The 13,683-nt window shown below is 61.1% G+C and carries 10 protein-coding genes and 1 pseudogene; all 11 read right to left on the bottom strand.

All coding sequences use genetic code 11. The annotated features are described in order from the left end of the window. Positions 1-4: 4 nt before the first annotated feature. The gene (locus C4J88_RS01905; RefSeq protein ID WP_124360894.1) at positions 5-739 is read right to left on the bottom strand and encodes an amino acid ABC transporter ATP-binding protein; all 735 of its coding nucleotides are present in this window, start codon (positions 737-739) and stop codon (positions 5-7) included. Then, positions 732-1,691: an amino acid ABC transporter permease gene (locus tag C4J88_RS01900; protein ID WP_124406067.1), complete on the bottom strand. Its 960-nt coding sequence runs from the start codon at positions 1,689-1,691 to the stop codon at positions 732-734. Before C4J88_RS01900 ends, C4J88_RS01905 begins: the two co-directional genes overlap by 8 nt. Positions 1,692-1,824: 133 nt before the next feature. Continuing rightward, a complete protein-coding gene (locus C4J88_RS01895; protein ID WP_124360892.1) occupies positions 1,825-2,622 on the bottom strand; it encodes a transporter substrate-binding domain-containing protein in 798 nt (265 codons plus the stop codon). Between the two features lie 211 nt (positions 2,623-2,833). Beyond that, the gene (locus C4J88_RS01890; protein ID WP_124406066.1) at positions 2,834-3,643 is read right to left on the bottom strand and encodes a transporter substrate-binding domain-containing protein; all 810 of its coding nucleotides are present in this window, start codon (positions 3,641-3,643) and stop codon (positions 2,834-2,836) included. Between the two features lie 182 nt (positions 3,644-3,825). Continuing rightward, positions 3,826-6,398 (bottom strand): annotated as a pseudogene (gene mdoH / locus C4J88_RS01885) (glucans biosynthesis glucosyltransferase MdoH); the annotation flags it as partial. Next, positions 6,391-8,142 (bottom strand): glucan biosynthesis protein G, encoded by a 1,752-nt coding sequence (locus C4J88_RS01880; protein ID WP_065950185.1) that lies wholly within the window; start codon positions 8,140-8,142, stop codon positions 6,391-6,393. The gene C4J88_RS01880 and the pseudogene mdoH, both read right to left, overlap by 8 nt. A gap of 267 nt (positions 8,143-8,409) precedes the next feature. Continuing rightward, positions 8,410-8,847 carry a D-aminoacyl-tRNA deacylase gene (gene dtd / locus C4J88_RS01875; protein ID WP_124360888.1) on the bottom strand — a complete coding sequence of 146 codons (438 nt, stop codon included), beginning with the start codon at positions 8,845-8,847 and terminating at the stop codon, positions 8,410-8,412. Then, positions 8,844-9,815, bottom strand: coding sequence for a prolyl aminopeptidase (gene pip / locus C4J88_RS01870; protein WP_124369282.1), 972 nt, complete (start codon positions 9,813-9,815; stop codon positions 8,844-8,846). Before pip ends, dtd begins: the two co-directional genes overlap by 4 nt. Positions 9,816-9,937: 122 nt before the next feature. Further along, complete coding sequence (gene hutG, locus C4J88_RS01865; RefSeq protein WP_124406065.1) at positions 9,938-10,738, bottom strand: N-formylglutamate deformylase; 801 nt, start codon at positions 10,736-10,738, stop codon at positions 9,938-9,940. Between the two features lie 11 nt (positions 10,739-10,749). Continuing rightward, a complete protein-coding gene (gene hutI / locus C4J88_RS01860; RefSeq protein ID WP_124406064.1) occupies positions 10,750-11,955 on the bottom strand; it encodes an imidazolonepropionase in 1,206 nt (401 codons plus the stop codon). Positions 11,956-12,118: 163 nt separating this feature from the next. Further along, positions 12,119-13,651: a histidine ammonia-lyase gene (gene hutH / locus C4J88_RS01850; protein WP_124406063.1), complete on the bottom strand. Its 1,533-nt coding sequence runs from the start codon at positions 13,649-13,651 to the stop codon at positions 12,119-12,121. Positions 13,652-13,683: the final 32 nt, after the last annotated feature.

The raw sequence follows: 13,683 nt of genomic DNA, 5'->3' as shown, positions 1-13,683 counted from the left end.
GAACCTATAAGACCTGGCGCAGGAAAGCCTGGGCCCGCGGGTCCTTCGGCGCCGCGAAGAATTCGGCCGGCGCCGCGTCTTCCAGCAATTTACCGTGATCGAAAAACAACACCCGGTCCGCCACCTCGCGGGCAAAGCCCATCTCGTGGGTAACGCACACCATGGTCATGCCTTCCAGTGCCAGGGTCTTCATGACATCCAACACTTCACCGACCATTTCCGGGTCCAACGCCGAGGTGGGTTCGTCGAACAGCATCACCTTGGGCTCCATCGCCAACGCCCGGGCGATGGCGACCCGCTGTTGCTGGCCGCCGGAAAGGCGTGACGGGAACTCATTGGCTTTCTGCGCAATACCCACCTTTTCCAGGAGTGCCAGGGCCTTGGCCTCACGCTCTTGCTTGCCGCGTTTGCGCACGACCTTTTGCGCCAGGCACAGGTTTTCCAGCACGGTCATGTGGGGGAACAGGTTGAAATGCTGGAACACCATGCCGACTTCACGGCGATAGGCATTCACATCGGTCTTCGGGTCGGCCAGCTGCAAACCGTCAATGCTGACCGAACCTGAGTCGAATTCCTCCAGCCCATTGAGGCAGCGCAGGAAGGTGGACTTGCCGGAGCCGGACGGACCGATCACCACCAGCACTTCGCCCTTTGCCACCTGGGTGGTGACATGGTCCACCGCACGCACCACATGACCACGGGTGTCGAAGACTTTTACCAGATCGCGGACTTCAATCACTTTGCGCGAGCCTCCGCTCAAGCCGGCTGGCCATTTTCGACAGCGGCAGGTTGATCAGCAGGTACAGGCCTGCCACACAGAACAGAATTTCAAACGGCGAAAACGAGGTGGTGATCACTTCGCGTCCACTCTTGAGCAACTCGGTGATCGCGATCACCGAGACCAGCGAGGTATCTTTCACCAGGCTGATGAATTGCCCGGCCAACGGTGGCAGCACGCGTTTGAACGCCTGAGGCAACACTACATGGCGCATCGACTGGCTGGCGCTCAAGCCCAGGGAGCGCGCGGCCTCGTTCTGGCCACGGGTGATCGACTGCACACCGGCACGCACGATTTCCGCCACATAGGCGCCGGTGAACAGCGACAGTGCGGCGATCCCGGCAAACTCCCGTGACAGGTTGAGCACCGTGCCGATAAAGAAATAGAAAATGAAGATCTGCACCAGCAGCGGCGTACCACGCACCAGTTCGACGTAGAGCGTCGACAGGTCGCGCAAGGTCGGGTTGCTGGAAAGGCGGCACAAACCGGTGGCCAGGCCAATCGCCAGGCCCAGGACGCCGGACACCACCGACAACCACAGTGTGGTCCACAGGCCCCACATCAGCGGCCCCAACGCCCAATGACGGTTGACACCGATGACGTCACCTTCAGCCACATCATCGCCGCGCGCCACCTGCAGGCTATTGTCGGCGACCGTCAGCGTTTGTTCGGTGCCGGCCTCATTGCGCAGGGTAACCTCGGCCACGTCGCCTTTGCGTACCAGTTCAATGACCGTCGAAATATCCGCCGCACGCTGCGCTTCCTCAGCCTGATAGGCGAAGTACTGCGGCACGCGGTTCCAGCGCCATTCGTAGGACATCAGCGAGGTGGCGTAGTACAAGGCACCAGCCAGGCCGACCAGTACGAGCACCGTCAGCAGGTGCCAGGGCCATTGGGCTTTTTTCTGTTTCATTTCAGATTCCGGGATTAGAGCTCGTTCCCACGCTCCGCGTGGGAACGCCTCAATGGACGCTCTGCGTCTGCTTTGTGACGCTGAGCGTCACGGGCTGCGTTCCCACGCGGAGCGTGGGAACGATCAATCAGCCTTATTCCATGTCCTTGAGCCACTCGGAGCTCTTGAACCACTTGTCATGGATGCGATCGTAGGTGCCGTCGTGCTTGATCTGGTGCAGGAAGTTGTTGATGAAGTTGACGCTGTCGTAGTCGCCTTTCTTCAGGCCGAACGCCAGGGGTTCGAAGGTGAAGGGTTCGTCAAGGAACACCAGCTTGCCATTACCGACCTTCTTCTCGGCCACCACGTTGTACGGGGCGTCGTAGACAAACGCGTCAGCCTTGCCATTGACCACGTCGAGCACGCCTTCCTGCTCGTTGTCGTAGCCGTGGTACTTGGCTTTGGCGATCAGCTTTTTGGCAACCATTTCACCGGTGGTGCCAAGCTTGGAGGTCAGGCGGTACTTTTCGTCGTTCAGGTCTTTGTAAGACTTGATGGTGCCTTCCAGGTCCTTGCGAATCAGCAGGGTCTGGCCGACCACGATGAACGGTTCGCTGAAGTTCAGGCGCAGATTGCGTTCCTGGGTCAGGGTCATGCCGCTGCCGATCATGTCGAACTTGCCGGTCAGGAAGGCCGGGATGATACCGTCGTAACCGGTAGACACCAGTTCCAGCTTGACGCCCATGGACTTGGCGAGGGCCTTGAGGATGTCCACTTCGAAACCGATGATGTCACCGCGTTTGTCGGTCATTTCGAACGGCATGTAGGTCGGGTCCATGCCGACTTTCAGCGTGCCGCGCTTGACCGCATCATCGATGGCGCCGGCCTGGGCCGCAGTGGCCGCCACCAGCGCGGTGACGCCGAGCATCAGCATCGAAAGATACTTTTTCATCATCAAGTCCCCTGAACGGTTCTTATAAAGTGGGGCGCACAAAAGGGCTGCGCCATTTCGGGGTGCGATCCTAACCCACTCGTTGCCCGTCACAAAGGTTTCACGGCTAAATGTTATCGGCTTGTGTAAGAGGAACCCTACGGCGCCGCGCATGACCGCAGGCCTGGGCCGGTCAACGCCTGGGTTCACTAATGGGTTGATGTGTAAGCAGTTATGACGACAAGTCAATTTCCGCGATCCAGGCAGTGTCCTTGAACCACTTGTCATGCAATTGATCGTAGGTCCCGTCCTGGGCCACTTGGTTGAGAAAATGATTGATCCAGTTGAGGCTGTCGTAATCACCTTTTTTCAGGCCGAACGCCAGAGGCTCAAAGGTAAACGGCTGCTCCAGCGTCAGTAATGCGCTGTTCTCGGGCCGGGCCATCGCGATCAGGTTGTAGGGCGCATCATAAATAAAAGCGTCGGCCCTGCCCTCCACCACCTCGCGCACACCCTCCTCCGGCGTTACGAAACTCATCAGCCGGGCCGCCCCCAGGAAGCGCTGCGCCGCCGCCTCGCCGGTGGTGCCTTCGGTGACCGCGATCCGATAGCTCGCCTCGTCCAGGTCTTCGATGCTCGACACCGTGCCGGCCAGGCGCGGATGCAGCAGGACGGTCTGGCCCACCACGATAAAAGAATCACTGAAATTGAGCTTGAGGTTGCGCTCCTGGGTGACCGTCATACCGCTGCCGATCAAGTCGAACTTCTTCGTGATCAGCCCCGACAGCAACTCCGTATAGGGCACCGTGACCAGTTCGAGTTCAACCCCCAGCGCGCGACTCATGGCGTGGAGCAAATCGATCTCGAAGCCGACGATGCGCCCCTGCCTGTCCGTCATTTCGAACGGTACGTAAGTCGGCGTGGTGCCGACTTTCAGCACTCCACGGCGAACGGCGTCGTCAATTGCCCCGGCGTTGAGCAAGCCTGTGTGAATCAATGCGACAACACCCATCAGCAGTGCCGAACCATACCTTTTGAACATGTGTGCCCCCGTGGCGAGTCAAATTGGGGGCGATGCTACCCCAGCCACAGGCACGGCAATACGCTTCGAACGAAGGTGTTTTGTTTCGAAATAACAAGGGGTTAGCAAACAAAGGAAGGGGCGGTAAACGCTGTAGGACAAGCACTTGGAACTCCCCCGAGGTGAGCCCTCGGGGGCGTCTGAATCAGGCCGGTAGAGCCTGGGACGACTGCGGTTGCAGGGGTAGCAATGGCGCGTGCGGGTCAGCCTTGATCGAAGCACGCCAGGCGTCCAGCCACTCGGCATGGCCTTCGCTCCACACCTGTTCATGCAAGCGGGCCAGGGCCACCGGATCGCTGAGCAAGGCCAGGCGTTCGCCGTTGTTGAGGCCGGCCGGGCCGACTTTCAACGCGTGGCGAACACGCTCCCCACGCAGGTACTCGATCGGCTCCGCCTCGCGGTGACGTGAAGTCGCCAGGGCGCAGGCCAGGGCGTTCTGCTGTGGGTCGACCACCGAACGTACGAACCCGTCGTTAAGCGCGTGCCAACGGTTTTCGTGGGTGTACTTCTCGGTCGACAGCAACGCCTGCGGTGGATTGTATTCCTCGGGGATCAGGAACAGGCTCTCGTCGCGAGACTTGAGGCCCAGCTTGACCCGACTGGAAATCACCGACACCGGGATCGACAGCATCAGCGAACCGACGATGGGGATCAGCCACCACAAGAAGCTCGGGTTCAGCCACACCACCAGCAGTGCCCACAAGAAGCCCAGCACAGTCTGCGGACCGTGGCGCTTGACCGCTTCGCTCCAAGGCGTGGAGTCGTCGTCGCGTTGCGGCGAGTTCCAGGTCGCAGCCCAGCCGAGGAACGCGGCCAGTACGAAACGGGTGTGGAAGATCATGCGCACCGGCGCCAGCAGCATGGAGAACAGCATCTCCAGCAGCATCGACAGGGTCACCTTGAACTTGCCGCCGAACTCTTTCGCGCCCTTGGCCCAGATCAGGATGATGCTGAGCAATTTAGGCAGGAACAGCAGCACGATAGTGGTGGAGAACAGCGCCACCGCCTTGTCCGGGTGCCATTGTGGCCACAGCGGGTACAACTGGCGTGGCGCCATGAAGTACTGCGGCTCCATCAGGGTGTTCACCGCCAGCAACGCGGTGGACAGCACCAGGAAGAAGAACCACAACGGCGCCGACAGGTAGGACATCACGCCAGTCAGGAACACCGCACGGTGCACCGGGTGCATGCCTTTGACCAGGAACAGGCGGAAGTTCATCAAGTTACCGTGGCACCAGCGACGGTCACGCTTGAGTTCGTCGAGCAGGTTCGGCGGCAGTTCTTCGTAGCTGCCCGGCAGGTCGTAGGCAATCCACACGCCCCAGCCGGCACGGCGCATCAGCGCGGCTTCGACAAAGTCGTGGGAGAGAATCGCACCGGCGAACGCGCCTTTGCCCGGCAACGGCGCCAGGGCGCAGTGCTCGATGAACGGCTTCATGCGGATGATTGCGTTGTGGCCCCAGTAATGGGATTCACCCAGCTGCCAGAAGTGCAGGCCGGCGGTGAACAGCGGGCCGTAGACGCGGGTGGCGAACTGCTGCATGCGCGCATACAGGGTGTCCATGCCCGACGCACGCGGCGCGGTCTGGATAATCCCGGCATCCGGCGTGGCTTCCATCAGGCGTACCAGGCTGGTCAGGCATTCGCCGCTCATCACGCTGTCGGCGTCGAGCACCACCATGTACTTGTAGTCCCCGCCCCAGCGACGGCAGAAGTCGTCGAGGTTACCGCTCTTGCGCTTGACGCGACGGCGACGGCGGCGATAGAAAATCTTGCCGAAACCACCGGCTTCGCGGCACACGTCGAGCCAGGCTTGCTGTTCGGCAATGCAGATATCGGCGTCGTTACTGTCGCTGAGCACGAAGAAGTCGAAGCGGTCCAGATCGCCGGTAGCCGCCACCGATTCGAACGTCGCACGCAAACCGGCGAATACCCGAGGCACGTCTTCGTTACAGATCGGCATGACCAACGCGGTGCGGGCATCCTTCGGAATCGGCTCATTACCAGCACTTTTACCGGAGATACGGTACTTATCGTGGCCGGTCAACAGTTCGAGGAAGCCCATCAACGCGGTCCAGAAACCGGCCGAGACCCAGCAGAACAGAATCCCGAACATGATCAGGATACTGGTCTGCAGTGCGTAAGGCAGAACCTGGGTAGCGGTTTGCAGAAGGGTCTGGTTGCGGATTTCGTCGAAGTCCACCAGCGACCAGCCCTGGTACGGCATGATGCCTTTCATGTACCAGCCGGCCACGATGGTCTGGCCAAGCATCAGCACCAGCAGGATATAGCGACGGATCGAACCCACGGTACGCCAGCGCGCAGCCGGCAGGACCCGCTCGTCTTTCGGCGGCTTGGGCGGGTTGGTACGACCCGTCATCCGGCGCCAGCCGCGTACCAGGATATTGGTGCGCCAAGGCTCGGGCACGACTTTGGTTCGACGGATCGGCGGCGTGGCCTTCAGGCAGACGCGACCGCTGGCGTCGAGCGCCAGCATCTCGGCGTCCTGCAGCTCTTCGGCCGTGCTGAGGGTCAGCCTGCGGCCCACCGACGCTTGGGCGGCGTCGGTAGGTGCGTCGAAGGTTGCGGACGACAGGCGTTCGTGCAATTCGCTGAAGGAGCTGCAGCCCGCCAGTTCGGCACGCTGCTCAGCGGTCATGGGCAGATGCGCCAGGTACTCGGTCAGAGTCTCTGGCTTGACTTGTGAATTACTCATCGGCGGGCAACTGGTAGCTCCAGGTTTCGGTCAGGACTTGTTCGGTCTTGGCCGGCTCCGGCGTGACAGGCGCCGGGGCAGCTTCTGGCTGCTTGGCGTCCTTGTCCTTCGCCTCTTTGGCGTCTTTCTTGGCCTGTTTCTCGTGTTGCTTGGCCAAGACCTTGTCAGCCTTGAGCACGTGGGTCGACACCTGTTCTGGTTCGGCCTGTGCGATCTCCTGCACCAGCGCGGCGCGCATTTCAGTCGGCTTGCTCGCGTCCTTGATTTTCATGCGCAGGGTCAGGCGCCAGCCTTTGGTGTGCTCGTTGTAGCGCACGCTGTTTTCAACCAGCTCGGCGTTGTCGCCAACACTCACCTGGCTGCGCACCGGGGCGTCCGGCAGCAGTTTTTTCAGGGCCGGGCCTTCGAAGTCCACCAGGTAAGCCACGCTGCCGTCCGGTTGACGGATCAGGTTGGATTGCTTCACGTCACCGGTGGAACGCAGGGTCTGCTTGACCCAGGCACTGTCAGGCGAATGGAAGGCAGCATCGTCCAGCGTCCAGTGCAGGCGGTAGGACACGTCCAGCGGCTTGCCGACTTCCGGCAGTTCGGCCGGGCTCCAGAAGGCAACGATATTGTCGTTGGTTTCGTCGGCGGTCGGAATTTCTACCAGGTCGACACTGCCTTTGCCCCAGTCGCCTTCAGGTTCGATCCAGGCGCTCGGGCGCTTGTCGTAGTTGTCGTCCAGGTCCTCGTAATGGCTGAAGTTGCGGCCACGTTGCAGCAGGCCGAACCCACGCGGGTTTTCGACGCTGAAGTTGCTGACCGACAGGTGTTTAGGGTTGTTCAACGGGCGCCAGATCCACTCGCCATTGCCGGCATGGATCGACAGGCCGCTGGAATCATGCAGCTCGCGACGGTAGTTGAGGACCTTGGACGGCTGGTTGGCGCCGAACAGGAACATCGAGGTCAACGGGGCCACGCCCAGCTTGCTGACCTTGTCGCGCAGGTACATCTGGGATTTGACGTCGACCACGGTGTCGGTGCCCGGACGCAGAATCAGGCGGTAGGCGCCCGTGGCACGTGGGGAATCCAGCAGGGCGAAGATCACCAGGTGCTTGTCGCCCGGCTTCGGACGCTCGATCCAGAATTCGGTGAAACGCGGGAATTCTTCGCCGGACGGCAGCGCGGTGTCGATCGCCATGCCACGGGCCGACAGGCCATACACCTGATCCTTGCCGACGACGCGGAAATAGCTGGCGCCAAGCATGGTCATGATTTCGTCTTGCTTGTCAGCCTTGTTGATCGGGAACAGCACACGGAAGCCGGCATAACCCAACTGTTCGGTGGCTTTTGGATCAAACTTTACGTCGCCGAAATCGAAACGATTGGGGTCGTATTTGATTTCCTGGACGCTGTCAGCGGTGACTTCATTGATTTTCACCGGTGTATCGAAGTGCATACCCTGGTGATAGAAGGACAGCTTGAACGGGGTGTTCTGATCGGCCCACTCGGCTTTTTCGTTGCGGAAACGAATCTTCTGGTAGTCAGCGAATTTCATTTCGCGGAATTCGTTCGGCAGATTGCTGCGCGGAGCTTCGTATTTCTGCCCAGCCAGTTCTTTTGCCTTGGCCGACACATCGTCCAGACTGAATGCCCACAGTTGACCCGCGCCGAACAGGCAAAACAGGGCAGAGCCCGTCACCAGTGCGTTTCGTAACCGTTTGGCAGACAATTTTGGTGCATTACAGGGACTAACAATCACGAGCAACCCTCGCCGAAAACAGATCAAAAAACCAACGGCCAGCTATCTATATGCCAGGTTGGCGAGCATTGTTCCGACTCCTCAGGGGCAAAATGATTCCCCACTGGTTTGTCGGACAAGTCTCTACCTAAGTCAAAAATGGACCAAACAACGCTGATCCCCGTAGCGCGCGATTATCTAGTAGCCCGCGAGACAACGCATCAGGGACAACGAAGTATTTGTAGCGAAACCCTGCGTTTTTAGGCATTAACGTCGCTTTTCATACATTCAGGTCTGTAAGAGGAAGGTCACAGGGCCATCATTGACCAGATGCACCTGCATATCCGCGCCAAAACGCCCTGACGCCACCTTGCCATGCAATTGTTGCGCTTGTAACAACAAGTGATCAAACAGCGCCGCTCCCAGGGCCGGCGGGGCCGCTGTGGAGAAGCTTGGCCGCAGCCCGCTTTTGGTGTCCGCCGCCAGCGTGAACTGCGACACCAGCAGCAAACCGCCGCCGATGTCCTTCAACGACAGGTTCATCTTGCCCTCGTCGTCGCTGAACACCCGATAGTTAAGCAGCTTATGCAGCAGTTTATCGGCGCTCTCGGGGGTATCTGAAGGTTCGACGGCCACCAGCACCAGCAAACCCTGCTCAATCGCCCCGACGACTTCGCCGGCAACCTCGACCCGGGCGCCTCGCACCCGTTGCAACAGGCCCTTCATGCTTCTTCAGGCGGTAAATCAAGCAGGCGTCGTGCCATTTCGCCGGTTGCGCGTACCAGCGCATCGGTAATCCCAGGCTCGGACGCCGCATGGCCCGCTTCGCGGATCACCTGCAGTTCGCTGTTCGGCCAGGCCTGATGCAGCTCCCAGGCGTTATCCAGCGTACAGATCATATCGTAGCGGCCATGGATGATGACGCCAGGCAGATGGGCGATCTTGTGCATGTCGCGAATCAGCTGGTTGGGCTCCAGGAACGAGTTGTTGGTGAAGTAATGGCATTCGATGCGGGCAATGGACAAGGCACGCTGCGGCTCGGAGAAGCGCTCGACATGCTGCGGGCTCGGGCACAGGCCGAGCATGCGCCCTTCCCAGCCGGACCAAGCCTTGGCCGCGTGCATCTGGGCGATCTGGTCGTTGCCGGTCAGGCGCTTGTGGTAGGCCGCGATCATGTCGTGACGCTCATCGACAGGAATCGGCGCGAGGTAGTCCTGCCAGTAGTCCGGGAACAGGCGGCTCGCACCGGCCTGGTAGAACCATTCGATGTCCTGTGGGCGCGCGAGGAAAATGCCGCGCACGATCAGGCCATGCACGCGCTCGGGATGGGTTTGCGCGTAGGCCAGGGCCAGCGTCGAACCCCAGGAGCCACCGAACAGCACCCATTTGTCGATGCCCAGGTGCTCGCGGATGCGTTCAAGGTCGGCGACCAGGTCCCAGGTGGTGTTGTTTTCCAGACTGGCGCGGGGCGTGGAGCGCCCGCAGCCGCGTTGGTCGAAGGTAACGATGCGGTACAGGTTCGGATCGAAGTAGCACCGGCTCTGGGCATCACAACCGGAGCCTGGGCCGCCATGGATGAAAACCACGGGCAGCCCTTCGGGGGAGCCGCTTTCATCGACGTACAGGGTGTGAACATCATCGACTGCCAGATCGTGCCGGGCATAGGGTTTGATCTGCGGGTACCAAGTCTGCATTGCGCGCTCCGTAGGGTGTCGGGTTCATCCCTGGGGGGACGTCTATTATTTTTGCCGTCTGGCATCATAAACCCGAATTGTGCAATGAGCATGCCCTTGAGCGCTTGTACCGGTGTCAGCCATTATCGATAGCGGGTTTGCCCCCATGCCAGCAAAGCTTGCAGCAATTGTTTCAGCACCACCTGGGTCGGCTCGGCCAGGTCGGGGCGATAGTGGAACGGCTCGACCTCTTCCATATAGGTGCTCTGGCACAACTCCAGCTGCACGGCATGAATATCCTGCGCCGGGTTGCCGTAATGGCGGGTGATATGGCCGCCCTTGAAGCGCCCGTTCAGCACATGGGTGTATTGCGGGTGATTGGCGCAGATGGCTTCGAGCTGGCGGGCCAGTTGCGCATCGCACGCGGCGCCGTTGAAGGTGCCGAGGTTGAAGTCCGGCAATTTGCCGTCGAACAGGTGCGGGATCACCGAGCGGATCGAATGCGCGTCGAACAGCAGCGCGTAGCCGAACTCGGCCTTTAGGCGGGCGAGTTCCTCTTGCAGCGTGCGGTGATACGGGCCCCAGATTTTTTGCAGATAGGTAGCGCGCTCGGTCTCGGAGGGTGTCTGTCCGTCGCGGAACAACGGCACGCCATCGAACAGCGTCTCCGGGAACAGGCCGGTGGTAGCGCCCGCGTAGAGCGGCTTGTTATCGGACGGCCGATTCAAGTCGATGACGAACCGCGAATACTCGGCCGACAAGGTGCTGGCGCCCAGTTCATCGGCAAAGTCATACAGCGTGGGGATGTGCCAGTCGGTGTCCGGCAGGCTTTGCGCTTCGGGGATCAGCCCGGCTTCCACTGCAGGCGTCAGGCGTAGGCCCGCGTGAGGCATGCTGATCAGCAGCGGCGTGTTGCCTTGTTTGAAGGTCAGAACTTTATCCACAACGCGACTCCTTACACAGTGACGTCGACGCCATGGCGTACGACGCGTTTATCCAGTTCGCCACCCAGCCAATAGGCCAGGTCGGCGGGGCGATCGATCTGCCAGGCGACAAAATCCGCGACCTTGCCCACTTCCAGGGAACCATGGGTATCGCCCATGCCCAGCGCGGTGGCCGCATGCTGTGTGGCGCCGGCCAGGGCTTCTTCCGGGGTCATGCGGAACAGGGTGCAGGCCATGTTCAGCATCAGGCGCACCGACAGTGCCGGTGAGGTGCCGGGGTTGAGGTCGCTGGCAATGGCAATCTTCACGCCGTGCTTGCGCAAAGCCTCCATGGGCGGCAACTGGGTTTCACGCAGGAAGTAGAACGCGCCCGGCAACAACACGGCGACCGTGCCGGCAGCAGCCATGGCGATGGCATCCTCTTCGGTCATGAATTCCAGGTGATCCGCCGACAACGCCTGATAGCGCGCTGCCAGGCTGGAGCCGTGCAGGGAAGACAATTGCTCGGCGTGCAATTTCACCGGCAGGCCGAGTTGCTGGGCCACCTTGAATACACGTTCCACCTGCTCGGTGGAAAACGCCAGGTATTCACAGAAGGCATCCACCGCGTCCACCAGCCCTTCGGCCGCCAGGGCCGGCAGCATGTCGTTGCAGATGTGCTCGATGTAGTCATCGGCGCGGTCTTTGTATTCCGGCGGCAACGCGTGGGCCGCCAGGCAGGTGGCGCGCACGCTCACCGGCAGCGCTTGCCCAAGGCGTCGCGCCACACGCAGCATCTTGCGTTCGTTGGCCAGGTCCAGGCCGTAGCCGGACTTGATCTCCACCGTGGTCACGCCGTCGCGCAACAGACTGCGCAGGCGTTTTTCCGCGCTGACGAACAACTCATCTTCCGTCGCCGCACGGGTAGCGCGCACGGTGCTGGCGATGCCGCCGCCCTTGGCCGCGATCTCGGCGTAACTCACGCCCTGAAGGCGTTGCTCGAATTCGCCGCTGCGGTTACCGCCAAACACCGTGTGGGTGTGGCAGTCGATCAGCCCGGGGGTGACCCACGCGCCTTGCAGGTCGTGGACCTGGGCGTAATCCGCCGTCGGCACTTGGCTGCGCGGGCCGATCCACTCGATGAGCGAATGTGCGGTGACCATGGCGGCGTCCTCGATGATCGAGTATTTGCCATGAGCCATGGTCGCGATGTGGCAGTGTTGCCAAAGGGTTTTCATCAACGCCTCCCTCAGTTATCGATGAGACATTCTTATGAGGAGAAGATCGTTCCCACGCTCTGCGTGGGAATGCATCCTGTGACGCTCCGCGTCACCACTCTAAAAGCGGACGCAGAGCGTCCAGGGCGGCATTCCCACGCAGAGCGCGGGAACGATCGGTGGGTTACAGGCTCGGCAGCAACTTGGCCGGCACCAGTTCATTCAGGCAGCGGCTGGCAAGCAGTTCGCTGGCGGCGATGATGTCCGGGGCGAAGAAACGGTCCTTGTCATAGAACGCCACTTTGTCACGCAACAGGCCACGGGCTTTTTCCAGTGCTGGCGAGGTTTTCAAGCCGTCGCGCAGATCCAGGCCCTGGCAGGCGGCCAGCCACTCGATAGCCAGAATGCCACGGGTGTTTTCGGCCATTTCCCACAGGCGCTTGCCCGCAGCCGGGGCCATGGACACGTGGTCTTCCTGGTTGGCCGACGTCGGCAGGCTGTCGACGCTATGGGGATGGGCCAGCGCCTTGTTTTCGCTGGCGAGGGCCGCAGCCGTGACCTGGGCGATCATGAAACCGGAGTTGACCCCGCCATTGCCCACCAGGAACGGCGGCAATTGCGACATGTGCTTGTCCATCATCAACGAGGTACGGCGCTCACTGAGGGAGCCGATTTCGGCGATGGCCAGGGCCATATTGTCAGCGGCCATGGCCACCGGCTCGGCGTGAAAGTTACCGCCGGAAATCACATCGCCTTCTGCGGCAAACACCAGCGGGTTATCCGACACGGCGTTGGCTTCAACGACCAACACGTCGGCAGCCTGGCGGAACTGGGTCAGGCAGGCGCCCATCACTTGTGGCTGGCAACGCAGGGAATACGGGTCTTGCACCTTGTCGCAGTTCTGGTGCGACTGGGACACCTGGCTGCTTTCGCCGAGCAGGTCACGATAGGCCGCCGCCGAATCGATCTGCCCACGTTGGCCGCGCGCGGCATGAATGCGCGCGTCGAAGGGTGAGCGCGAGCCGAGCACCGCTTCCACGGTCAGGCCGCCACAGACCAGCGCGCCGGCGAACAGGTCTTCGCCCTCGAACAGGCCGCGCAAGGCGTAGGCGGTGGACACCTGAGTGCCGTTGAGCAGGGCCAGGCCCTCTTTGGCAGCCAGGGTCAGCGGCGTGAGGCCGGCGATTTTCAATGCGTCGGTGGCCGAAAGCCAATCGCCCTGGTAACGCGCCTTGCCTTCGCCGAGCAGCACCAGGGACATATGGGCCAGAGGCGCCAGGTCACCGGACGCACCGACCGAGCCCTTGAGCGGAATATGCGGGTAAACCTCGGCGTTGATCAATGCGATCAGCGCGTCGATCACCTGTCGACGAATCCCGGAAAACCCACGGCTCAGGCTGTTGACCTTGAGCACCATGACCAGCCGCACCAGCGCATCGCTGATCGGCTCACCCACGCCGGCGGCGTGGGACAGCACCAGGGAACGCTGGAGGTTTTCCAGGTCTTCACTGGCGATGCGGGTCGAGGCCAGCAGGCCGAAACCGGTGTTGATGCCATAGGCGGTGCGGTTCTCGGCGAGAATCTGCTCCACACAGGCCACACTGGCGTCGATCTGCGCCGTGGCGCTGTCATCCAGGCTGAGGGTTACCGGCTGCTGGTAGATGGCCCGCAGTTGGGCGAGGCTCAGTTGGCCTGGAATCAGGTTTAGCGCAGTCACATTCGTTCTCCTTGTGAATTGTTCTTCTTGAA

It is taken from the genome of Pseudomonas sp. R4-39-08, from assembly GCF_003852275.1.
Lineage (GTDB): Bacteria > Pseudomonadota > Gammaproteobacteria > Pseudomonadales > Pseudomonadaceae > Aquipseudomonas.
This window is presented reverse-complemented; position numbering and strand designations above follow the sequence as displayed.